General features: G+C 62.8%; 21 protein-coding genes, 1 tRNA gene and 1 riboswitch. Of the genes, 12 read left to right on the top strand and 10 right to left on the bottom strand.

Going from position 1 to position 21,061, the window contains the following annotated elements:
- Nucleotides 1–85: 85 nt before the first annotated feature.
- The 4 genes from CVS28_RS01725 to CVS28_RS01710 all read left to right on the top strand — a co-directional run bounded on the left by CVS28_RS01725 (nucleotide 86) and on the right by CVS28_RS01710 (nucleotide 4,851).
- Nucleotides 86–1,018 carry an ROK family protein gene (locus tag CVS28_RS01725; RefSeq protein WP_103464042.1) on the top strand — a complete coding sequence of 311 codons (933 nt, stop codon included), beginning with the start codon at nucleotides 86–88 and terminating at the stop codon, nucleotides 1,016–1,018.
- Nucleotides 1,019–1,043: 25 nt separating this feature from the next.
- Nucleotides 1,044–1,730, top strand: a complete 687-nt coding sequence (locus CVS28_RS01720; protein WP_103464041.1) for an N-acetylmannosamine-6-phosphate 2-epimerase — start codon at nucleotides 1,044–1,046, stop codon at nucleotides 1,728–1,730.
- Nucleotides 1,731–2,014: 284 nt separating this feature from the next.
- Nucleotides 2,015–2,818 (top strand): ABC transporter ATP-binding protein, encoded by an 804-nt coding sequence (locus tag CVS28_RS01715; RefSeq protein ID WP_103480421.1) that lies wholly within the window; start codon nucleotides 2,015–2,017, stop codon nucleotides 2,816–2,818.
- Complete coding sequence (locus CVS28_RS01710) at nucleotides 2,815–4,851, top strand: YhgE/Pip family protein (RefSeq protein WP_103480420.1); 2,037 nt, start codon at nucleotides 2,815–2,817, stop codon at nucleotides 4,849–4,851. The genes CVS28_RS01715 and CVS28_RS01710 overlap by 4 nt, the downstream gene beginning before the upstream one ends.
- Before the next feature lie 31 nt (nucleotides 4,852–4,882).
- On the opposite strand, the gene CVS28_RS01705 is transcribed toward CVS28_RS01710, so the two are convergent.
- The 4 genes from CVS28_RS01705 to CVS28_RS01690 form a co-directional block, all read right to left on the bottom strand.
- On the bottom strand, nucleotides 4,883–5,404 hold the full coding sequence (locus CVS28_RS01705; protein ID WP_103480419.1) for a SixA phosphatase family protein: 522 nt from the start codon (nucleotides 5,402–5,404) through the stop codon (nucleotides 4,883–4,885).
- Nucleotides 5,405–5,504: 100 nt separating this feature from the next.
- On the bottom strand, nucleotides 5,505–6,347 hold the full coding sequence (locus tag CVS28_RS01700; protein ID WP_103480418.1) for a winged helix-turn-helix domain-containing protein: 843 nt from the start codon (nucleotides 6,345–6,347) through the stop codon (nucleotides 5,505–5,507).
- A 622-nt stretch (nucleotides 6,348–6,969) separates the two neighbouring features.
- Nucleotides 6,970–8,235, bottom strand: coding sequence for an MFS transporter (locus tag CVS28_RS01695; RefSeq protein WP_243399629.1), 1,266 nt, complete (start codon nucleotides 8,233–8,235; stop codon nucleotides 6,970–6,972).
- The gene (locus CVS28_RS01690; protein ID WP_103480417.1) at nucleotides 8,236–8,712 is read right to left on the bottom strand and encodes a MarR family winged helix-turn-helix transcriptional regulator; all 477 of its coding nucleotides are present in this window, start codon (nucleotides 8,710–8,712) and stop codon (nucleotides 8,236–8,238) included. It lies immediately after the preceding gene.
- A gap of 215 nt (nucleotides 8,713–8,927) precedes the next feature.
- Nucleotides 8,928–9,124, top strand: a riboswitch (cyclic di-AMP (ydaO/yuaA leader).
- 2 nt (nucleotides 9,125–9,126) lie between these two features.
- On the opposite strand from CVS28_RS01690, the gene CVS28_RS01685 reads away from it, so the two are divergent.
- Complete coding sequence (locus CVS28_RS01685; protein ID WP_103480416.1) at nucleotides 9,127–9,846, top strand: aggregation-promoting factor C-terminal-like domain-containing protein; 720 nt, start codon at nucleotides 9,127–9,129, stop codon at nucleotides 9,844–9,846.
- Nucleotides 9,847–9,876: 30 nt separating this feature from the next.
- Entirely contained in the window at nucleotides 9,877–10,659 is a 783-nt protein-coding gene (locus CVS28_RS01680) for a formylglycine-generating enzyme family protein (protein ID WP_243399628.1), read from the top strand.
- Nucleotides 10,660–10,823: 164 nt separating this feature from the next.
- Here the strand turns inward: CVS28_RS01680 and upp are convergent, their stop codons facing one another.
- Nucleotides 10,824–11,462, bottom strand: a complete 639-nt coding sequence (upp, locus tag CVS28_RS01675) for a uracil phosphoribosyltransferase (protein ID WP_103480415.1) — start codon at nucleotides 11,460–11,462, stop codon at nucleotides 10,824–10,826.
- A gap of 85 nt (nucleotides 11,463–11,547) precedes the next feature.
- Here upp and tadA point away from each other — a divergent pair, with 85 nt between their 5' ends.
- A complete protein-coding gene (tadA, locus tag CVS28_RS01670; protein ID WP_103480478.1) occupies nucleotides 11,548–11,979 on the top strand; it encodes a tRNA adenosine(34) deaminase TadA in 432 nt (143 codons plus the stop codon).
- A gap of 145 nt (nucleotides 11,980–12,124) precedes the next feature.
- Here the strand turns inward: tadA and CVS28_RS01665 are convergent, their stop codons facing one another.
- Entirely contained in the window at nucleotides 12,125–12,373 is a 249-nt protein-coding gene (locus CVS28_RS01665; RefSeq protein WP_133159022.1) for a hypothetical protein, read from the bottom strand.
- A 92-nt stretch (nucleotides 12,374–12,465) separates the two neighbouring features.
- Entirely contained in the window at nucleotides 12,466–13,641 is a 1,176-nt protein-coding gene (locus CVS28_RS01660; protein ID WP_243399627.1) for a DNA glycosylase AlkZ-like family protein, read from the bottom strand.
- Between the two features lie 81 nt (nucleotides 13,642–13,722).
- On the opposite strand from CVS28_RS01660, the gene CVS28_RS01655 reads away from it, so the two are divergent.
- Nucleotides 13,723–13,812 (top strand) — tRNA-Ser (locus CVS28_RS01655).
- Between the two features lie 62 nt (nucleotides 13,813–13,874).
- On the opposite strand, the gene CVS28_RS01650 is transcribed toward CVS28_RS01655, so the two are convergent.
- Nucleotides 13,875–16,217: a coiled-coil domain-containing protein gene (locus CVS28_RS01650; protein WP_103480412.1), complete on the bottom strand. Its 2,343-nt coding sequence runs from the start codon at nucleotides 16,215–16,217 to the stop codon at nucleotides 13,875–13,877.
- A gap of 190 nt (nucleotides 16,218–16,407) precedes the next feature.
- On the opposite strand from CVS28_RS01650, the gene CVS28_RS20060 reads away from it, so the two are divergent.
- Both CVS28_RS20060 and CVS28_RS20055 read left to right on the top strand, forming a co-directional pair.
- Nucleotides 16,408–16,749, top strand: coding sequence for a hypothetical protein (locus CVS28_RS20060; protein WP_243399626.1), 342 nt, complete (start codon nucleotides 16,408–16,410; stop codon nucleotides 16,747–16,749).
- Nucleotides 16,746–17,120: a potassium channel family protein gene (locus CVS28_RS20055; RefSeq protein WP_243399625.1), complete on the top strand. Its 375-nt coding sequence runs from the start codon at nucleotides 16,746–16,748 to the stop codon at nucleotides 17,118–17,120. Before CVS28_RS20060 ends, CVS28_RS20055 begins: the two co-directional genes overlap by 4 nt.
- Before the next feature lie 122 nt (nucleotides 17,121–17,242).
- Here the strand turns inward: CVS28_RS20055 and CVS28_RS19885 are convergent, their stop codons facing one another.
- A complete protein-coding gene (locus CVS28_RS19885; RefSeq protein WP_103480411.1) occupies nucleotides 17,243–18,121 on the bottom strand; it encodes an excalibur calcium-binding domain-containing protein in 879 nt (292 codons plus the stop codon).
- 146 nt (nucleotides 18,122–18,267) lie between these two features.
- A complete protein-coding gene (locus CVS28_RS01635) occupies nucleotides 18,268–19,002 on the bottom strand; it encodes an NUDIX hydrolase (RefSeq protein WP_207797144.1) in 735 nt (244 codons plus the stop codon).
- 106 nt (nucleotides 19,003–19,108) lie between these two features.
- Between CVS28_RS01635 and CVS28_RS01630 the strand changes: the two genes are divergently transcribed.
- Both CVS28_RS01630 and CVS28_RS01625 read left to right on the top strand, forming a co-directional pair.
- Nucleotides 19,109–20,152 carry an SPFH domain-containing protein gene (locus tag CVS28_RS01630; RefSeq protein ID WP_103480409.1) on the top strand — a complete coding sequence of 348 codons (1,044 nt, stop codon included), beginning with the start codon at nucleotides 19,109–19,111 and terminating at the stop codon, nucleotides 20,150–20,152.
- 7 nt (nucleotides 20,153–20,159) lie between these two features.
- Nucleotides 20,160–21,056, top strand: coding sequence for a diacylglycerol kinase catalytic domain-containing protein (locus CVS28_RS01625; RefSeq protein ID WP_103464014.1), 897 nt, complete (start codon nucleotides 20,160–20,162; stop codon nucleotides 21,054–21,056).
- The last annotated feature ends 5 nt before the right edge of the window (nucleotides 21,057–21,061 follow it).

Genomic DNA, 21,061 nt, shown 5'->3' with positions numbered 1-21,061 from the left:
GATGATTTTCGCCGTTTTCTGCGGGTCAGTTGGTGAATGGGCGCATCTTTTTTGCTTTGAACGTTTTTACTCTGAAGGATTCACTATGCGGTACGTAGTTGGCGTTGACCTTGGCGGAACCAAAACAGCCGCCGGGGTTGTGGCGCAGGACGGTTCGGTGCTGCTCACCGATCAGATCCCCACGTTGAACCGCGACGGCGGTGAAGCCATTCTGGACGCCACGGCAGCCATGGTGCGCTCACTCATTGAACGTGCCGGTGCGCAGGGCCTGGTGGTTGACGCCGTGGGCGTTGGCTCGGCAGGCGTCATCAACGCCGCCGAGGGCACTGTCATCTCCGCCACCGACGCCATCCTGGGCTGGACCGGAACCCACATCACGGCGGGCCTCACCCAGCGTCTGGGACTGCCGTGCGCCGTGGTCAATGACGTGCACGCCCATGCTCTGGGCGAGGCGTGGCACGGTGCCGGCGCCGGCGCCTCCACGGCCCTCATGGTTGCCTTTGGTACCGGCGTTGGCGGCAGCTTTGTGGTTAATGGCCAGCCGTTGCTGGGCCAGCACTTTGTAGGCGGGCATGTGGGGCACTTCGCGTCGCCCTTCGCCGTCCATCGCGGCACGGCACTGCCCTGCTCCTGCGGCCATTCCGGTCACGTTGAAGCCATCTCCTCCGGTCCCGCCATCCACGCAGCGTACTTGCGGGAAGGCGGCAGCGCGGCCCTCACCGACACCCGCGCAGTATTTGATTCAGCCCGGGCCGGCGACGAGCTGGCACTGCAGGTCATTGCCATAGCGGCTGCCGCTGCCGGACAAGCCGTGGGCGGTTTGATCAACATCCTGGACCCAGCAGTTGTTGTGGTCTCCGGTGGATTGGCGGACGCCGGCGATCTCTGGTGGAATGCCATGGAGAAAGCTCTGCGCGCCGAGCTGCTGGCACCGCTGGCCGCCGTGCCCGTGGTGCGTGCCTCGCTGGGCAACACAGCCGCCATTGTTGGCGCGGCGTCCTTGGTCTTTGCTCAATAATTAGTTCTACTTTCTAGGAGTCACCGTGACGCTGAAACTTACCAACCTCGATTCTCTCGCCGGACAACTTGTGGTTTCCGCACAGGCTTACCCGGGCGAACCCATGCGTGACCCGCGCACCACAGCCCAGGTTGCGGCGTCGGCCGTCATTGGCGGAGCGGGCGCCATCCGCGTCCAGGGCATTGCGGACATCCAGTTCACCCGCGCAGCAGTGGAAGTTCCCGTCATTGGTTTGTGGAAGGACGGCCACGACGGCGTCTTCATCACCCCCACGCTGCGCCATGCGCTGGCTTGTGCCAATGCCGGTGCCCACATTGTGGCCATTGACGGAACCCGCCGCCCCCGCCCGGACGGTTTGAGCCTTGCCGAGACCATCGCCGGCATCCACGCCGAATCCAATGCCCTTGTCATGGCGGACTGTGGTTCCTTCGACGACGCCGTTGCTGCCGTAGAAGCCGGAGCTGACCTGATCGGCACCACCTTGGCAGGCTACTCGGGCGAGCGCCCCAAGACCGAGGGCCCCGATCTGGAACTGCTGGCCGAGATTGCTGCCGCAGACCTGGGCAAGCCGCTCATCGCCGAGGGCCGCATCCACTCCCCCGCCCAGGCCCGTGCAGCCATGGACGCCGGAGCCTTCGCCGTGGTTGTTGGCACCGCCATCACCCACCCGTCAACCATCACCGGATGGTTCAAGGCAGCACTGAACGACTGATTTCTCCGGCTTGTGCCGGCCAGGGCGGCCTCCTCGCGTCAAAACGCGGGGAGGCCGCCTTCTTTGTGCCCTGGGGAGCTTTGAAACTGCAGCTGATGCGGTTCCCGGGGCCAGCAACCCGCATCAGCTGCTGTTTGGAATTGGAGGTGAATGCGGCGGGGCAGTCATGGGTTGGACGCGCTCGTGTGGAAAAGTGGCTGGTGAACGAATCCGCGTGAATTTTGCACTGACTGGTCAGCACTGATAATTTTGTGCAGCTGACCCCATCTCCTAAGGAGCGCCCAATGCTCGTTGCTCACCAGTTGCACATCGATGGGCGCAGGCACACGCTGCTTCCCGCGACCTCCGTGGAGGCACACAAGGCACAAGTGCTCCTGATTCAAGCCGACGGCCAGGAGCGGCGCACAGCCCTTGCCCTGGCCTTGACGGGCCGCATGAAGCCTTCCACGGGCACTGTGTCCCTGGGACACGACGGATCCATGGTGTCCCTGCGACGCCGCAGCGCCATTGTGGACGCCCCCGACGTCAATGCCCCCGAGAACCATCTCACCGTGCGGTCCCTGACATCGGAGGACCTGGCGCTGGTCCCCTTCAAGTTCCGCGACCGCACACGCCCCACGGAGTGGCTGGTCAAGCACGGCTTCAGGGACATCTTGGAGAAATGGGTGGAGGAACTTGAACCCGCCCGGCTCCTGCACCTGCAACTTGAATTGGCGCTGGCCAACAAGGATGTTGACGTGGTGGTTGTGGACTCCCCTGACCGCCACACAGCAGACGTCTCCGCCTGGCTGCCCCTCCTGGAGCGGACGGCCAGCGGCTCCTTGGGCTTGGACCCCGATGCACCCGCCGATGCCCCGCTCCGACCCTTGATGGTGGTTGGCGTGGTGGGCAGGCTGCCCGATGATTGGGTCGGTTGCGCCGCAGTTGCCGGCAACGCCCATGCGCATGCCGTGTCCGACGGCGTGGAGCCCCCTGCCGCCGTAGCTGCGGAACCGGAGCCGGAACCGGACGAGCCCGCTGCGGACTCACCCGCCGTCGAAACACCCGCCAGTGAAACAGCAAAGCACACCACGGAGGAAATCCAGTGACAGTCTTCCGATTGGCCTTGTCCGAACTCAAGCGCATGACGGGCGGCCTGCTGCCCAAGCTCACGATTGTGGCCATGGTGATGGTCCCGCTGCTCTATGGTGCCGTGTACCTGTACGCCAACTGGGATCCCTACGGCAATTTGGATCAGCTCAAGGCCGCCGTGGTGGTCCAGGATGAAGGTGTTGTCACCAAGGACGGCAAGGAACTGCGCGTTGGCGAGGATGTGGCGGAAAATTTGGTGGAGGGCCACGAGTTCGACTGGCGGCTGGTGGACACTCCTGCCGAGGCCAATGAGGGCGTGAAGAACGGCGAGTTTGCCTTTGCCCTGGTGATTCCGAAGGATTTTTCTGCCAATCTGGCGTCGCCGGAGAATTTTGACTCGGCCACACAGGCCATGATGAGCGTGACCACCAACGACGCCAACAACTATCTGTTGACCTCCATTGTGGACAAGGTAACCACCCAGGTCCACGCGTCGGTGGCGCAGCAGGTGGGACTGCAGACGGCCAACTCTTTGTTGAGCGGCTACGGGACCATCCATGCCCAGCTGGTGAAAGCGGCCGACGGCGCCCAACAGCTCGCCGAGGGTGCCGCCACCTTGGACACGGGAGTGGGGACGCTGAAAATCGGCACGGGGGACCTTCGCAACGGCACCAATGACCTGGTGGCGGGCCAAACGAAGCTAGTGACCGGTGCCAAGCAGCTTCAGGCTGGTGCCGCAGCCCTGGACAAGGGCTTAGGCCAGCTGGAATCCCAAACCGCAACACTGCCCGATGACACCAAGAAACTCTCCGCCGGTGCCGCCGCGGTGGCGGCCGGCAACGCTGCGTTGAATGATAAAGTCCAGGGCGCCATTGGGACGGCAGGGAAGGTGGATGCCGCTGCCACGGCGGCTATCAACGACAAGCTGACACAACTACTCAGCGACGGAGTTCTCACACAAGCACAGGCGGCGGCGATCCGCTCCTCGCTGGCCGGCGCAGCGACGAGTCCCACCGTCACCGATTTAAAGAATCAGCTGGCCACGGACGCAGCCGACATCCAAAAACTGGCCGACGGCTCCACCGCCGTGGCAGAAGGTGCTGCCAAGCTGGCCGGCGCCACGCCGACACTCACCGCTGCGATTGCCCAGGCCCATGCCGGGGCCGGGGAGCTTTCCGCAGGTGCGGCCACTTTGGCAGACGGGCAAGAATCAGCCTTGGACGGAGCAAACCAGTTGGCGGCCGGCGCCACCAAGCTCAACACCGGTGCGGGCGATTTGAAAGACGGGTCCGGCAAGCTTTCCACTGGCGCTGCCGAATTGTCCAAACAGTTGCTCAGCGGCGCAGGTTCGGTGCCGGATCCCAACGACAAGGACAAGCTCAACGCAGCCGGCGTCATTGCCGATCCCATCCGCGTGGATTCCATCTCGCAGGCCAAGGCCGCGAACTACGGATCCGGCCTGGCGCCGTTCTTCCTGGTCCTGGCCCTGTGGATTGGTGCGTTTATGCTGGTCCAGGTCATGCGGCCTTTGACTGTGCGCGCCCTGGCCTCCAACGCCCCGTCCTGGAAGATTGCCGTGGGCGGCTGGCTGCCATTTGCCGCAGTCGCCACGGGGCAGGCCCTGCTGCTGTACGCGGTAGTGAAGTTTGGGTTGGGGCTGGAGCCGAGCCACCCGTGGCTGACCCTGGGTCTGTTGTTGCTGGCGTCGCTGGCGTTTACCGCCCTGATTCAGGGAATTGTGGCGCTTCTGGGCACGCCGGGGAAGTTTGTGGTGCTGATCTTACTGGTGCTCCAGCTGGTTTCCTCCGGCGGCACTTTCCCGTGGCAGACCACGCCCGAACCGCTGCACATCATGCATCAGATCCTGCCCATGGGGCATGTGGTGGAGGGCATGCGGCACCTGATTTATGGCGCGGATTTGGCGCCGTTGATACCCATTGTGTTGGGTCTGCTGGGCTACACGGTGCTCGGTTTGCTGTTTGCCTGGGCGGCCGTGAACAAGAAGAAGACGTGGACGCTGAAGACGTTGATGCCGGAGATCGAGGCGTAGAACCTAAGCGCTGGAGCCCACCCACTAGGGCCTAGCGCGGCACCACAAAGTTGCTCAGCTGGGCATCCTGACCGTCAAGGGCTGCCCAGTCACCGGTGTAGTCAAAGACGGCGAATGCGCTGGTGGGGAAGCCTGACGCCAGGTCCATGTAGGCGTCCTGATCCGAATCCCGTGAGGCCAGGCGCAGGGCCAGGGACTGGATGCCCGGCATGTGACTAATCACCATGAGCGTGTTCACGGTTTCCGGCACATGGTTGACCACCGAGAGCATGGAGGTGGCCCCGGCGGCGTAGAGCGCTGTCTCGAGCTTGGGTGTGGGAGCCTTGTCCGCCAATTGCTGGCACACCCAGGTACAGGTTTGTCGGGTTCGCAGGGCAGAGGAACACAGGATGAAGTCGGGGAGCACCGAGTTCTCCACCAGCCATTTGCCGGCCAGCGGCGCTTCACTATGGCCGCGCTGGGCCAACGGCCTGTCGTGGTCTTCCACACCCAGCGGAAAAGCCGCCTTGGCATGGCGCATCAAGATCAACTTTTTAATGTGGTGTTCGCTCATGTTCACAGTTTAGTGACACTTAAAGCAGTACGACGGCGGTTGCCGCACCTAAGGTGAGACAACCGCCGTCGTACGTGCCGGAACTAGTCCGGGACCAGCGTCAGATGGAGTATTCCGGGGCGGCCCAAACAACCACTTCGGGGTGCTCGTAGAAGCGGTAGCCTTCGCCGCGGACGGTGCGGACGGTGTTGGCCAGGCGGCCCAGCTTGGAGCGCAGGCGGCGGATGTGAACGTCGATGGTGCGCTCGTTGGGGACCTCGTCGGCGTTGCTCCAGAGGCCCTCAAGGAGTTCGTCGCGGCCCACTGTACGAGTGCCGTTTTCCACTAGGTAGTTCAGCAGCTCGAATTCCTTGAACGTGAGGTTCAGGGTGTCACCGTCGAGGTGCACTTCGCGGCGGGCCAGATCGATCAGGACGCCCGTGGGTCGCTGATCGGCAACCGGGACGCGAACTGCTTCCTGGCGTTGGCGGCTGGCCACGGTGGGGTCTCCAAAGGTGGAGCGGACAACGTCCAAGGCGGTGCCAACAGCGTCCGACGGCGCAATCGCCACGGCTGCGTAGCTCTGGGCTTGCGGCACCAGGCTTTGAGCGTAGGCACGGATGTCCTGCGCCAGTTTGGCCAGGGACGTTCCGGCTGCGGCGGCCGTGTCTTCATCCACGCCGACGTACAGAACAAATCCTCGTGCCACATTGTCCGGGCTGACACCGCGCAGTTTGTCGCCGCCGGCAATCACCGGGGTGGGCGCCGTCATGGGGTAGCCCTCAGCTGCGGGGACAGCACGCAGCCGGGATGCGGCAGTGGTCGTGTCGGGACGGTAGGCGCCTGAGTATCCGGGGTGCTCAGTATGAGCAGAATGGGCCAGCGCGCCCTGACTGCTGTTGCGGGCAACGGCCTTGGCGGCGTTTCTAACGGAGATGTGGACGTATCCGGATGCTACTGACATTGAACTACCTAAGGTGTATGGCCGTACTCGACGGCGCGAATGCTTCCTTCAGCTCTGAGAATCCAGAGCTTTATTGCCCTCTTTACGAGGGCCAGCCCATGGGCCAAAGCCTGAAATTTGCCATGTGTTGCTACATCCCCCAATGGCTTCCAGGTATTGCGATCTAGGCCTGCATTCGACAACTGCGCAAAAACTGTCCCCTCGCTTCGAGGCGGACAGTTGCTGCTGCTGCAGAATTCACTGAGTGGGTGTTCACATACGTCAGTGTCCTACGTAACAAAGCATCCTTGCAAGTAACAAAGGCCCCAAACGTCCAGCATGTGAGATTGTGCTCTAATTTGTGATGAACCTTACATTGTAGTTTTACTCTCAATTTGACGGAAAATGACGATTTGAGTCAAAGATAATCACCATAATCGCGTAATGCACGCGCACATATTTTGCTGGACTCACTATTTTGATAATTTTGTTCAAACCAAGTTTTTGCACGATTACTATGCCCTCGACAAGTTCTCACTGAAACCCAGCTTTTTCCCAGTTTTTTACGCTAAGTAAACAAATGTTTACCTAAAGCGCTGGACGTAGGACCTTGGCTGGCTGGGGGGTGCCTCGTGGCCGGCAGCTAGCGGTGAAGTGCCCGCGCCAGGGCGAACGGGCGGAGGGCAGCAATTTGCTCCCGCATCGTGACGTTGTTGCGCTTGTTCAGCATCAGCAGCGCAGCAAGACCAGCAACAACTGCCACAACGCCGCCCAAGCCCAGCGACCAGCGGGGGCCGAATTCCGTGGCGATCCACCCCACCAACGGCGCTCCAATGGGCGTCCCGCCCTGCATCACCACCATATAGACGGCCAGCACGCGTCCACGCATGGCGGAGTCGGTGGTCAGCTGCACGGTGGTATTGCACGCGTTCATGAACGTCAGTGAGGCCAACCCCACCGGCACCAGGGCAATGGCGTAGAGGGCAAAGCTGGGCATGAAGGCGGCCGCGCCCACCGTCACGCCGAAGGCCAGCGCGCCACCGACGATGTAGACCATGCGCATGGTCTTGCGCCTGGCAGCCAGCAACGCCGCAGCCAGGGTGCCAATGGCCATGACCGAGCCAAGCAGCCCGTACTCCCCCGGCCCCACATGGAAAACTGCCGTGGCCATGAGTGCGTTGGTGATTTGAAAGTTCATCCCAAAGGTGGCCACCAGGAACACCAGCACCATGATCATCATCAAATCCGGGCGCTGCCTGATGTAAACAAAGCCTTCACGAATCTGCCCCTTGGCCCGGGGCACCCGCACTGCGGGAATGAGCTCGCTGGTGCGCATGCGCCACAGCGAGACGATCACGGCAGCAAAGCTCGCGGCATTGATCAAGAAGGCCGGCCCCGTTCCCACCAGCGCAATGACCAGACCCGCAACGCCGGGCCCTGCCAGGCGGGCCAGGTTGAAGGACGCACTGTTGAGCGCCACGGCGTTGGGCACATCCTCCTTGGCAACCACCTGGGACACAAACGCCTGACGTGACGGGGCATCGAAGGCGCTGGCCACACCCAGCAGGGTGGCCAATACATAAACGTGCCACAGTTGTACAGCCCCCGTGACAACCAATATTCCCAACAAAAGCGCACAAATTCCCATGGCGGTTTGGGTGATGAGCAGCAGTTTCCTCTTGTTGACGCGGTCGCCCACCAGCCCTGCGTAGGGCCCCAGGAACACGATGGGCAAGAATTGCAGGCCCGTGGTAATGCCGGCAGCGGTGCCTGAATGATTGGTGAGGACCGTCAGGACCAGCCAGTCCTGGGCGACGCGCTGCATCCAGGTACCGATATTGGACACCAGGGCTCCTGTCACCCAGAGCCGGTAGTTGAAAACTCTCAGCGAACGGAACATGGAACTCATTTAGGAGCTCATCTCCTGCAAAATCAGAGCTGCCTCGTGCAGCGTTGCACGCTGCTTCGGGGTTAGGTCCGCCACGCGCTTGGCCAGCCAGGCGGTTCGTTTTGAGCGTGCCCGCAGCAGCGCGGCGGCTCCTGACTCGGTAATTTGAACCAGCACCTGGCGCTTGTCCTGGGGATTCTCTTCGCGGCTCACCAGCCCGGCTTCAGCCAGCGCATTCACAATCCGTGTCATGGAGGGCGCTTGAATCTGCTCGCGCACAGCCAGCCAGCCCACAGTTTGCGGACCTCTGAGCACGGCCGCCAGAACCGAATACTGCCCCGGGCTGATCTCCCTGGTGGCAGCCTCGGCCCGCAGCCGCCGGGAGGTGCGCATAATCGCCACCCGCAATTCAGCGGCCAGGGGTGCCACGCCGATGGGCTTGCGGGACGCCAAAGGTGCCCTGTCCGGCGTCGTAGTGCTTAGAGAAGTTTCAGTCATCACGTGTCAGCTACCTAAAGAAAAAGTTTCGTATCGTCTTGCTTTTCACCCTAGATGGTTAGCATTGCTAAGTAAATGAAAGATTGCTCACCATGCCACTCACCTCGCTACAAAGGTTGTTACCAAAACGTGACATGACTGTCCTTATGGACTAGTCTGATATTTGTGCCTGCTGAATCACCTACGATTTTTGGCACAAATGGACGGATCGCCGAGCTCTGCCGCCGCCCATTTCCCTCCATTCCCATGGCAGAGACGGGGGACCCAATCTTTGCGGGCCTTCCACATGGAAGCCCTTGGGGTTAAGCCAGCGCAGTTCTTTCAAGCAGTGAACTCTGCCTGCCATTACTGCGTGGCCGGATTCTCTAGTCCGTTCCCGACAGCTCACCTCGCAGGCGTAGAGAGGCTACAACTATGTCTGCACCACAGCAGCGCGGCCGTCGTCGCGCCGAATCAACCCGCCGTCCCTCCCTTTTTGGGCTCGCCTCCGCAAGCAACGGAACACGCGCAGCCAGCAAATCCTCCCCCGTAACGGCCACCGCCAAATGCATGGCTGCCGTGGCAGTGCTGGGCGCGTTGGTGGCAGCCGGCTCCGTGGCACAGTCCGTGGAAAACACTCTTTCCGACCAGGGCAACACCAGCCTGGTTTCCGCCGTGGACCGCTCGGTTCCGGCGCCGGCAGTGTCAGTTCCCACGGATGCTGCCATTAGCTTCCCCGGCATCGCTGTCAGCTCTTCGCCAAAGGCCGCGGCCACTCCTGCCGCCGTCAAGGCCGAAGCGGAGCAGGTCAAAGCCGTTACCGCAGCGCCTGCCCCTGTTGCCGTGGATGACCCCGCCGCCGCAAAGGCCTACGCCTCCGGTCAAATGGCCGCTCATGGCTGGGGCGCTGACCAGATGAGCTGCCTCACCCTGCTCTGGCAGCGCGAGTCCGAATGGCTCACCTCGGCAGAGAACGCCTCCAGCGGCGCCTACGGCATTGCCCAGTCCCTGCCGGCCAACAAGATGGACAGCGAAGGCAGCGACTGGAGCACCAACTTCCAGACCCAGATCCGCTGGGGTTTGAGCTACATCGAAGGCCGCTACGGTTCACCGTGTGGGGCCTGGGGCCACTCCGAATCCGTGGGCTGGTACTAAATAACTTCTTGAACTAGGGGCTGAGTACTTGTGGCTGGTGATTTTTCGGATCCTGATGCGCTGCTGCCGATCCCCGGCGGCAGCATTGCGCTGCGCGACGCCCGATCGGAATCCACCCGCGACGTTTCATTGACACCATTTTGGCTGGGCCGGACGCAGGTCACAGCGGCCACTTGGCGTGCTGTCATGGACGACGCCGGAACCTCGCCTTTAGCTGCCAGCGTGCCTGCGCACCCCGTCACCTGGTTCGACGCCGTGCAGTGGTGCAACGCCGCCTCCGCTCTGGCTGGCTATGCGCCCGCCTACAGTGTGAGCGGCCGTGAGGTGGGCTGGGATGTCAGCGCTGACGGCTACCGGCTGCCCACCGAGGCCGAATGGGAATGGGCGGCTCGCGCGGGCACCGTGACACCCATCTACGGTCCGCTCTCCGCTATTGCCTGGACAGCACTGGATGAGGTTGAGGGGCCTCAACCAGTTGCTGGCAAGGCCGGGAACAGCTTTGGCTTGTTCGACATGATCGGCAACGTGTGGGAATGGTGCTGGGATTACGCTGACACGGCCCGCTATGGCGATTACAGAAGTTTGCGGGGAGCTGGCTGGGATGATCCTTCATGGAGCGCCCGGGCCTCCGTGCGCCGAGGCAGCGCCCCGGATGCCGTCCTGGAAGATGTGGGCTTCCGGATGGCGCGCGGAGCCGTTGGCGACGCCGGTTCACATGCCGCCCAGGGCTGGTCAGCCGATGCCGATAGGCACCGAGCTGCCATTAAGGGTCCGCTGCCCGTGGGCTGGACGCCGCTGCGCTCGCTGCTGTAGCCACTCGTGGCCGATCCTGCGAAAAATGCCGCCGTTCCCGCAAAATGCCACCTGTCTATCGGTGGCAAAAAGCGGGAACGGCGGCATTTTTGGAATAGGGGTTGGTGGGCCCACAACCCCGAGGGCCCCGCCGCGAGCTTGCGAGCGGTGGGAGGGGTTGGGGATTACTCCGCTACGCCATAGAGGCGGTCGCCGGCGTCGCCCAGTCCGGGCACGATGTAGGAGTTCTCATCCAGGCCCTCATCGATCGAGGCAAGAACTACGTGCACGTTGTCGCGGTCGCCGTGGGCGGCCTCGAGCTTGGCCAGACCTTCCGGTGCGGCCAGCAGGCAGATGCAGGTGATGTCTGCGGCGCCGCGGTCAAAGAGGAACTTGAAGGCTTCGATCAAGGTGCCGCCGGTGGCCAGCATGGGGTCCAGCACGTAGACCTGGCGGCCGGTGAGGTCCTCGGGGAGGCGCTCGGCGTAGGTGATGGCCTCGAGGGTTTCCTCGTTGCGGGCCATACCCAGGAAACCAACCTCGGCGGTGGGCAGCAGACGGGTCATGCCCTCCAACATGCCAAGTCCTGCGCGCAGGATCGGCACCACCAACGGTGTGGGCTTACTCAGGCCGGTACCCACGGTGGAGGTCACGGGTGTCTGAATGTTGACCGGTTCCACGCGAACTTCCCGCGTTGCTTCATAGGCCAACAAGGTGACAAGTTCTTCGGTCAGCTGACGGAAAACGGAGGACGGAGTGTCCTTGTTCCGCAGGACGGTCAACTTGTGGGCAATTAGCGGATGATCCGCAACCAGTACGCGCATGAATAAAAGCTACCATTGAGCCGTGCCCAACACCGAGAAATCTCACCCAATCGAGACCACCGCCACGGCTTTTCACGCCGGATGGATGGGCATTGCCCTCACGGAAGCCCGCCGGGCCCTGACCACAGGGGATGTCCCCATTGGCGCCGTCGTCCTAGGGCCCGACGGCGACGTCCTGGGTTTGGGGCGCAACGAACGTGAAGCGCACGGAGACCCCACGGCCCATGCCGAGGTGGTGGCGATCCGCGAAGCCGCAGCGAAACTGGGTTCTTGGCGGTTGAATGGCTGCACACTGGTGGTCACGCTCGAGCCGTGCACCATGTGTGCCGGGGCCATTGTGTTGGCGAGAGTGCCGCGCGTTGTTTTTGGGGCGTGGGATGAGAAGGCCGGGGCGGCAGGATCAGTGTTTGATGTGCTCCGGGAACGCCGGCTCAACCACTGGGTGGAAGTTTTTCCCGGTGTTCGTGAGGACGAATGTGCGGCGCTGTTGAAGGACTTTTTCAGCGGACACCGCTAAGAGCCCGCCCGCTACGGCTCAATCCGCAGCGGCATTGACGGCATCACACAGGACACCAGCGTGATTTCCTTCGCCCCAAGGGCCCCCACGCGGTTGTTCCGCCCCATGTCATCACACCAATCCACGTTGTAAGGGTAGGCGGCCATCATGCCCTCGCCGGGACTGCATCAGTCGGCAGGTCGAGGCTCACACTGAATGCACCGGCGTCGTTCGTGGGCGCCAGCGTCTCAAGAACTTTGGCGCCGGAACCGTCGTACACTTCCACCTGAATCTGGGCGTTCTCGCCGTACCGTGGGTTGCAGCTGGCGTCATCCGCCGCGACGGTGATGCTCGCGCCGGACTTGGCAGTGGCGGGGCTGAGCGAGAACGACGGCGGGAGGCACGGCTGCGACATTCCCGGCTGCGTACAGGCGGCCAACGCGAGGCAAGACAGCCCCAGCGATGCCAACACCGCTGCTATCCGCGACCACACCACCCTAGCCACTTTCAGCCCGCCGCGTTGAGGGCGTCGATCCGCTTTTGCCGGCTTTGCGGCGAATCAAGGCTGAAGGTGCGGAAGTCGCGCAGGTCCTCGCGAATGAACGCCGCCACCTCCTGGATCTTGTGCATCACGGCGCTGGTGGGCGCGCTGAAGAGCCAGTGGGCAATGCGTTCCTGGCCGGGATCGTACTGCCACAGGCCAATGATGCGGCCGCGGTCCACAATGGGGTGGTCGGGCAAATCGCCCTGAAGCGAGAGTTTGGCGTCGAGGAACTTCAGGTCAGCATCCTCGTCGGCAACGTGCTCGGCAGCATTGCGGCGAAGCAGGAACAGTGAATCGCTGCTGGCAAGGAGTTGGATTTGCTCCTCCTTTTCAGGGACAAAGTCTGCTGCCTTCTGCGCGTCGGCTGGCAGCATCCACATCCCGTGGGCCTCCACCGCCTGGGCGGCTGCGAGCGCAGCCTTGGTCTGTGCCACTGTGAACGCGGTAAACCACTGGGTCTGTTTGAGCGTGGCTCCGCCCGTCCAGCCCAGATAGTTCTCCATCAGTTTGGCCCGGGCCTGCTCGGGCGACTCCGGCGATGGCGGCAGGCCCCAGGCCGCGTAGGCGTAGCGTTGCTGGTCGAGCCTGCCATTGACGGGGACCCTGCGGATGCGGCCATCGGCTTGCAGCAGACCCAGAACGGTGGGCAGCGTGGTGGAGGCACCTTTCTTCTTGCCCTCCTCGCCCAGGCTGCGCACGGCGTCGCCCAGTAGTTCCTTGAGCTGTTTGGGATCTAGGGGCCCCTCGCCGCTGGTGGCAGCATTCTGCAGGACCTGCAAAGTTTGCGCTTCAAGGGCGTGGACTTCGTCCCTGGCCACCCCTAGTCTGTCCAAGACTTTCAGCGTGGACTCGGCAGCGGGCTTTCCGAGCGTCAGCGCCCAGTCAAAATCGGGTGCGCCCAGCACATAGGTGCAGCCGCGCGCCGTCGGAAGTTCATGGATGCGCAGGGCCACCACGTCGGCGTCAACCTCTTCCCTGCGAATGCCCGCGCGGGAGAAAAGTGTCAGGTAGGGGTTGGCGCCGCCGATGGACCGTGCCCACCCGGCGTTGCCCAACACAGTTGCGGCGTTGCTGCCGGCCAATGATCCGTCCAAACCTTGTTTGTGCCAGCTCCAGGCACGTCGCATTGCGCTGTCCATAGGGCTATCTTGCCCCATGTGAGCGCTTGTCTGTGGGCTCATTTTTGTTGTGGGGCTTTGAACCGGTATTGTTGACGCGTTGGTGACGTGTCCGAGCGGCCGAAGGTGCAACACTCGAAATGTTGTTCAGGTGAGAGCCTGACGTGGGTTCAAATCCCACCGTCACCGCCAATGCGCAAGGCCCCTGCTTCCCTTTGTTTATAAGGGAAGCAGGGGCCTTTGCTGTACCCAAATCAAGCAGCGCAGCCACCCAGCGCGATCTGGCCGTCAATGGCCCCGATCTGCCTCTGCACCCATCCCAGCTGGTCCTGCAGGCCCCTGACCAAGTCCTTCTGGGACTTGACCGCGTCCTTGTTGGTTTTTTTCTGGGCCTCCAGGTCACGGAGGGTTGCCTGCGCAGCGGTAACCTGCCTGTCCAGCGACGTCAGCTGCCCCTGCAGCGCCGCCAGCGCGGCGTCCGCAGCGGTGATTTCACCGTTGAGGGAATTCAGCCGTGCCAGCAACGGCGCCACCTGCCCCTGCAGCGCCAAAACATCGGCCTCCTGCGCAGTGATCTGCGCATTGATCCCCGAAAGAATGGCGAGCAGGTGAGTCACAGCGATGTTTAGGGCGGCGATGTCGCCCTGCTTGATGGCCACGGATGCGTTTGTATTGTCCACCGCTTCCTGGAGCGCCGGCAATTCGCCATTGAGTGTGGCAAGTTCGGCACTCTTGGTGGCCACGGCCCCCTCGGCCGCCACCGCGGCGTTCTGGGCGTCGACCAACTGGCCCTGCAGACCCCCCAGCACGGACCTTTGGGCATCAATTGCGGCACGGGCTTCCGCCAGCCCCTCGGTCAATGACGGCAGCGTGGCCTCGAGTGCGGCAACCACCTGTTTCTGCACCACAACAGCGGCCTTTGCAGAATCCTCAGCGTCCTGGAGTGCCGGCAACTGGCCCTGCAAGTTGCTCAACTCCCGTGCCTTGTCGGTCACGGCTGCGTTGGCTGCAGTCACGCCAGCCTGAAGCGCCGGAAGCTGCCCCTGCAGGGTTGCGATGTCTCCCAGCTTGGTGGCCACCGCAGCGTTCGCCGCGTCCAAGGCGGCCTGCAGCGGAGCCGACTGCTGCTGCAGTGCGCTGCTGTCCTGTTGTTTGGCCTGCAGCTGAGAGTTCAGCGCGTTGACGGCGGAATGCAGCGCTGTCAGGTCGCCCTGGTAAGCGGCGATTTCGCCTGTCTTGGCTGTGATCTGAGTTGTGATGGAAGTAAGTGAGACCTGCTTGAGGTCACGCTCGGCCATCAGTTCCTGCTTTTTCTTGCCATTGCTGGTGGGCGGAAACTCGGTGGCAATCCTGTGCTCAAGCGCGGCGATCTCGGCGGTAAGCGTGGCCGCATTGGCCTGCAAGGTGGTCAGCGTGCCTTGCGCCGTCGCAAGCTGCGCCCGCTTGGCGGCAATACTCGAGTTCCCAGCAGTGATCTGGCCCTGCAGCGTGGCAATACTGGCGTTGGCGGCGGTGATCATCGCTGTGTTGTTGGAAACAGCAGCGGCTGCATCAACCGCCGCCGCCGTCAAACCAGCCAACGCTACCTGCGCCTGCGTAATTTCCGTGTTCTTGGCCGTGACCGCGGCAGCTGCGGCAGCAGCGGCAGTTTGGAGGGTTGTCAGTTCTCCCTGCGCCTGCGTGATCTCCCCGTTCTTGACAGTGACTGCTTCCGTTGCGCTGGTGGCGGCAGTCTGCAAAACCGCTAGGGCCGCGTTTGCCTCGCTGACCTTGACCGTCTGGGCATCGAGTTCGGTCTGGGCTGCGGTGCCGAGGTCTTCCAAACGGCTGAGCTCGGTAACGGCGTCCGTGACTGCCTGCGTCGCAGCTGCGACGGCAGCATCGGCGGCATCGGCGATTTGGACAAGATCGACCAATGCGGCCTGGGCGTCGGCGATCTGCGTGTTCTTGGCAGCGAGCTGGGCGGCAGCATCGCTGGCGGAATCCTGCAGCGTTGCAAGTTCGCCTTGCGCTGCAACAACTTCGGCCGTCTTGGCCACCACCTGGCCGGCGACCGCCTGGGCTTGGGTTTTCAGCTGCGCCACAGCGGCTTGGCTGGCCTCGAGCTGTGACTGCAGAGGCGTGAGCTGGGCCTGCACGGCGTCCTTCTCCGCGTTCAAATTCTCGATGCTTGTTTCTGCTTCCGCAATGGCCTGCTGAGTGGTTGCCTGCTCCGCCTGCAGCGCGGCCAGATCAGTATTTGCGGCAGCCAGTTCAGCGTCCAGCTGCACTCCCTGTGCTTCAAGGCTGGCGATCGCCTGGTTCCCGGCCACAATTTGTGCGGCGAGATCATTTGCGCTGGTTTGAAGCTGGGCACGCTCGGCCTGCAACTGTGTGATGATGGCGGCGTTCTTTTTTGCGGCGGCCTTCAGCAAGTTCTCCTGGACCACTCCGCGGTGGGCCAGCTGGTTGATGACGCCGTTGCAGATGCCCCCTGATGGGCTGGAAACGGCAGTCGCAGGAGGCGCAAACACCAACATGCTGGTGACAACACCAGTCATGATGGCAGCGCTGGCCAGCCTGCGCGAGGAAAGGGACGCAGATCTCATATTGCTCATGGAAACCCCCAGGGTTTGTGGTGATGATGCAGGAATACATCACTGCACTCGGCCGGCGGCCGGTGCACAAGGCTCAGGCTATGCAGCAATCTCAGGGAAAACGCGAGTGGTGACTACTTGCTTTTCACGGAGTACTTGTTTGTACCAACTGACGCCGCCGTGAACCGGGCACCCACGATAAGATCACGCGATGACGTTGCAACGCTGGAAATCATTGACTGACTGGCCACTGATGGTCACTGCCATCCTCTTTTTGGCCGCGTATTCGGTGCAGGTTCTGATGACGGGGCCAGCCTCGGACGTGGCAGGCTGGTTCCTCGCCGCGACGTGGGGATTGTTCCTGATTGACTACGTTGTTTCGTTGATGCTTGCTCCGCAGAAGGCCCGCTGGTTCCTGCACAACCTTCACGTTCTGGCTGTTGTGGCGCTTCCCATGCTCCGACCGTTGCGAATTCTCCGGCTGGTCACCCTTATCAGCGTTCTGCAGCGCGTGGCTGGCAATGCCCTGCGCGGTCGCGGGTCATCTATGTGATCGCCTCATCTGCCCTGCTGGTCTATGTTGGCGCGCTTGCCATGTACGACGCCGAAAAGGCCTCACCTGACGCTTCCATCGCCTCCTTCGGGGACGCATTGTGGTGGGCCTTTGTCACCATCACCACTGTTGGGTATGGCGATCTAACGCCAACAACGCTGCTGGGACGCTCCATAGCTGTGGGACTGATGATCGGCGGGATTGCCCTGCTCGGGGTGGTCACAGCCACTCTGGCCAGTTGGCTGGTGGAGAAGGTGTCCGCACAGGAGACTAAGTCTCAAGAAATCACAGCAGAAGAGTTGCAATCCCTGCGGGATGAGATTCGGATGTTGCGTGATGACCTAGTGCTGCGCCGTGAAGCGAGCAGCTAGATGGGCTGGGCAGCACAAGGGATCCGCCAAAAGCAGCAAAGGGCCCTTGACTCGTCACATTCCAAAGAAGAATCAAGGGCCCAGATTGGCCTAACTAACCGCAATTTCGCCGGTTGTTGATACTACTTATCGCAGGCAATGCCGTCCTTATCCCTGTCCAGTGGACCCCGGTAGCCAGGCTGGCCCTGATAGATGGGCGCCACACCGGCAGCCTTGGCGGCATCACAGTTCGCGTAGTAGGCCCCGGCGGGAGCAGGAGCCTCAAGGAGCGGCTGCGGTGCAGGCGCCTGCTGCTGGGCTGCCTGTTCTGCCGCCAGCCGCGCGGCCTCATTCGCGGCGGCCTGTTGCGCAGCGGCAGCGGCGGCCGCGACTCTGGCCGCTTCCGCACTGGCCGCCTCAGCCACTACTGCCGCAGCCTTGTCCGAAGCAAGCTTTTCTTCAGCAGCCTTTTCTACGGCAGCCTCGGTGGCTTGGACCTGCTCTGCCACAAGTTTCTTGGCGTCCTTCTCCGTCATCCACACCAGCACGCCCTTGTCATTCTTGGCGCATTTTAGGGTGCCGCCGGGCTCAACAAACGATGTGCCGTCGGAGACGCACTCGGTGAGCAGCTTGCTTTTGGGCGTGGGGGTAGGGGACGGCGACGCTGTCGTGGTCGCTACGGCTCTTGTATCCGCAAGTGGCGTGATGGTACTGGGCACCGGACCTGCTGCAGCAGCAACCACCCCTCCCACAACCAAGGCGACAACACCCGCACCCACTGCAGCACCCGCTCCCTTGCGGCTGGGCAGTCCGAGCCAAGACCTGCGGCCAAACAGCAGCGCATAGAGGGCCGTCACGATCAAAAACAGTGCGAACAATACGAGCCAGACGCCGAACGTGCCGGAGACGCCGGTGGCCAGCATGATGATCAGGAGCAGAAGCCAAACCCCCGCTGTAATCCAAAAGGATTTTGTCGGACGCCATCGAGCCTTACTGGTCCCCGCAGAAAAGTTGGTGGTCATGTTGTTCCTCAACAAGTAGTTGGACTGTCATGGGGCGAAGTTTCGCCTGGACTCGCCAACGGCCAGTAGAGGACACAGGTCACATTCGGGAACCTTTCAGTAAATGTCTAGCTGAATGCCAGCAAAAAAGTTGGAAGCCGCCAGCCTCAGCCGTGCGGGCGCATGAGCGGCGGGTTCAGCAGGGCACGCGTTGGCTGACCTGCCGAGGCCCGAGCCGCGGGCGCCAGCCGAAACAGGGCTGCCGGGCGGCCGGCGTCGCCCATGAACATCTGGCCGGTGTCCTCCAGGAATCCAGGGGTGCCTGTGGCTTTGCGGTGGAAGTTCCGCGGATCCAAGCGGGTGCCCCAGACGGCTTCATACACGGCGCGGAGCTGGGCAATGGTGAATTCCTCGCCGCAAAACGCAGCCCCCAGCGGCGAATACTCGAGCTTCGATTTTGCCCGCTCCACGGCATCGTCAAGAATCTGCCTGTGGTCGAAGGCGAGCTCCAAACTGCCGTCCATGACGTTGCCAACCGAATGCCACGCGGCATGTTCGGCGTCGCTCCCTGCCGCCAATACGGGGAAGTTCGGCGCCATCAGGAGGTGCGCCACCGTGAGTACATCCCCACGGGGATCGCGCCCTGCAGGACCATAACTCCCCAACTGCTCCAAATGCCCGGGGACTTGCTCCACGCCGGTCTCCTCCGCCAACTCGCGCCGCGCCGCCGCGACTAGGTCCTCAGCGGCCAGTACAAATCCTCCCGGCAACGCCAGCGTCCCCCGGAAGGGCTCGAGGAGGCGGGTAATGAGCAGCACGTGCAGGGCGCCGCCGAGGATGGTGAGTGCGACGACGTCGACAGTCACCGGGAAGCGCGCAGGCGCCGGGTATGAATCAGGCATGAACCCATCGTAGATACTTATCGTCACATTGACAATAAGTAAACAGTGGTCCTATAGTTTTATTATCGTCAAAGTGACGACAACTAAAGAATTCAAGGAGCACCTCATGGCCAGCATCAAGCGCTACCCCTGGATCAGCCACTTCCTGGGCAGCCCCACCGGTTACGTGGTGCACCTGCAAAAAGGCGCAGTCAAGCACCAGGGCGTGGGCCAAGCTTTCTGGTTCCGGCCGGCAAATTCCGTGTTGAGCGAGGTCCCCGTTGACGATCAGGAACTGCCCACCCTTTTCCACGCCATCACCCGCGACCACCAGGACGTCAGCGTGCAGGCCAACGTGACCTACCGCTTCATCGACGCCGTTTCCGTCTCCAGCCGCCTCGACTTCGGCCTCCAGGGCGCAGGCGCACCTCCCGCCGCCGGCAAGGAACAGGTGGCCACCATCATTGGCCAGCTCTGCCAAAGCCATGCGATCGACCAAATCGCCGCCACCACCCTGGCCCAGGCACTGGAACACGGTGTCAGCCAGCTCCGCAACGTCCTCACCGAGGCTCTCCGCACGGACAGCAGGCTCATGTCCACCGGCATCGAGATCCTCGGAGTGCAGGTTCTGGCGGTCCGCCCGGAGTCCGACGTGGAACGCGCCCTGCAGACCCCGGTCCGGGAACAGCTCCAGGCCGAAGCCGACCGGGCCGTGTACGAACGCCGGGCAGTCGCCGTCGAACGCGAACGGACCATCTCCGAAAATGAAATGGCCAGCCAGATTGAACTGGCCACCCGGCGCGAAAACCTGGTCACCCAGGAAGGCATCAACTCACGCAGGGAGGCCGAGGAGCGCGCCGCCGCCGGACTCATCCAGGCCCATGCTGCCGCAGAACGCCAGGGAATCAGCGCCACCGCGGAGGCAAACCAGGTTCGCATCGTGGGTGAAGCCGCCGCAGCCAAAGAGGCCGCCACCATGGAGGTCTACCAGGGCATGGACCAAGCCACCTTGCTGGCCCTGGCCTTCCGCGAGGCCGCAGGATCACTGCCCAACATCGGCAACCTCACCATCACACCGGACCTCCTGAGCGGCGCACTGGCCGGCCTGTTCAAGGACGCTCCGGCAGTCCAGCCCCAACCAGCCGCTGTGACAGCCCGCAACGAAAGGTAAGCCCGCCATGCCAACCCGCCGCCTTGTCATTGTCTACCGGCGCACCGAGCTGCAAGAACTCCTGGACCGGCACGCCACCCGCGGTCAGGCCGAGTTTTTCCTGCGCACCCGCGGCCGCACCATCAACGACGTCCAGGAACGCCATGAGCATCTCATGACAGCCTTGGCCACTGTCCGCGCGGCCATTCCGGCCGAGTGGCGCCGTGCCGAGGTGGAACGTGCAGACCTCAGCAGGTTCATGCTCACCCCCGAGGACATCATCGCCGTGGTGGGCCAGGACGGGCTCGTGGCCAACGTGGCCAAGTACCTCAACGGCCAGCCCGTCCTGGGTATCGACCCCGAGCCCGGTGTGAATCCGGGTATCCTAGTGCGGCATTCACCCGCCGCCGCAGCCCGGTTACTGCAGGTCCTGAACCAGACAGCTGGCTTGGAGCAGTTGCGCTGCGAGGAGCTTGCCACCGTGACGGCCCGGCTCGACGACGGCCAGGAGCTCTCCGGGCTCAATGAGGTCTTCATTGGACACGCCTCACACCAGTCGGCCCGCTATCAACTCACGACGGCGGACGGCCGGGCCGAGCGCCATTCCTCCTCCGGGCTGATCGTGTCCACGGGCACTGGCGCCACTGGCTGGTGCGCATCCATCGCCCTCGAACGCGGCGGACGCGCCCTGCCGGCCCCCACGTCACCTCAGCTCGCATGGTTTGTTCGTGAGGCCTGGCCCTCCCCCATCACCGGAACGTCCCTGACCGAGGGAGTGCTGGAAGCAGGTGAATCCCTGCGCATCACTGTGGCCTCCGATCAACTGGTGGTGTTTGGCGACGGCATGGAGGATGACCGTCTGACCGCCTCCTGGGGCCAGGAAATCAGCGTCCAGGTGGGCGAACGGCCGCTCCGGCTCCTGTAACGAAT

This window comes from Arthrobacter glacialis (assembly GCF_002909415.1).
In the GTDB taxonomy this organism is placed as follows: Bacteria; Actinomycetota; Actinomycetes; order Actinomycetales; family Micrococcaceae; genus Specibacter; species Specibacter glacialis.
The sequence above is the reverse complement of the archived record's forward strand: the minus strand, read 5'-3'. Positions and strand labels throughout refer to the sequence as shown.

What these genes read in the sequence shown, in the direction of transcription:
- CVS28_RS01725 (WP_103464042.1), top strand. Translation starts at nt 86, where the DNA reads ATGCGGTACGTAGTTGGCGTTGACCTTGGCGGAACCAAAACAGCCGCC.
- CVS28_RS01715 (WP_103480421.1), top strand. Translation starts at nt 2,015, where the DNA reads ATGCTCGTTGCTCACCAGTTGCACATCGATGGGCGCAGGCACACGCTG.
- CVS28_RS01705 (WP_103480419.1), bottom strand. Translation starts at nt 5,404, where the DNA reads ATGAGCGAACACCACATTAAAAAGTTGATCTTGATGCGCCATGCCAAG.
- CVS28_RS01700 (WP_103480418.1), bottom strand. Translation starts at nt 6,347, where the DNA reads ATGTCAGTAGCATCCGGATACGTCCACATCTCCGTTAGAAACGCCGCC.
- CVS28_RS01695 (WP_243399629.1), bottom strand. Translation starts at nt 8,235, where the DNA reads ATGAGTTCCATGTTCCGTTCGCTGAGAGTTTTCAACTACCGGCTCTGG.
- CVS28_RS01690 (WP_103480417.1), bottom strand. Translation starts at nt 8,712, where the DNA reads ATGACTGAAACTTCTCTAAGCACTACGACGCCGGACAGGGCACCTTTG.
- CVS28_RS01685 (WP_103480416.1), top strand. Translation starts at nt 9,127, where the DNA reads ATGTCTGCACCACAGCAGCGCGGCCGTCGTCGCGCCGAATCAACCCGC.
- upp (WP_103480415.1), bottom strand. Translation starts at nt 11,462, where the DNA reads ATGCGCGTACTGGTTGCGGATCATCCGCTAATTGCCCACAAGTTGACC.
- tadA (WP_103480478.1), top strand. Translation starts at nt 11,548, where the DNA reads ATGGGCATTGCCCTCACGGAAGCCCGCCGGGCCCTGACCACAGGGGAT.
- CVS28_RS01665 (WP_133159022.1), bottom strand. Translation starts at nt 12,373, where the DNA reads ATGTCGCAGCCGTGCCTCCCGCCGTCGTTCTCGCTCAGCCCCGCCACT.
- CVS28_RS01660 (WP_243399627.1), bottom strand. Translation starts at nt 13,641, where the DNA reads ATGGACAGCGCAATGCGACGTGCCTGGAGCTGGCACAAACAAGGTTTG.
- CVS28_RS01650 (WP_103480412.1), bottom strand. Translation starts at nt 16,217, where the DNA reads ATGAGCAATATGAGATCTGCGTCCCTTTCCTCGCGCAGGCTGGCCAGC.
- CVS28_RS20060 (WP_243399626.1), top strand. Translation starts at nt 16,408, where the DNA reads ATGACGTTGCAACGCTGGAAATCATTGACTGACTGGCCACTGATGGTC.
- CVS28_RS19885 (WP_103480411.1), bottom strand. Translation starts at nt 18,121, where the DNA reads ATGACCACCAACTTTTCTGCGGGGACCAGTAAGGCTCGATGGCGTCCG.
- CVS28_RS01635 (WP_207797144.1), bottom strand. Translation starts at nt 19,002, where the DNA reads ATGCCTGATTCATACCCGGCGCCTGCGCGCTTCCCGGTGACTGTCGAC.
- CVS28_RS01630 (WP_103480409.1), top strand. Translation starts at nt 19,109, where the DNA reads ATGGCCAGCATCAAGCGCTACCCCTGGATCAGCCACTTCCTGGGCAGC.
- CVS28_RS01625 (WP_103464014.1), top strand. Translation starts at nt 20,160, where the DNA reads ATGCCAACCCGCCGCCTTGTCATTGTCTACCGGCGCACCGAGCTGCAA.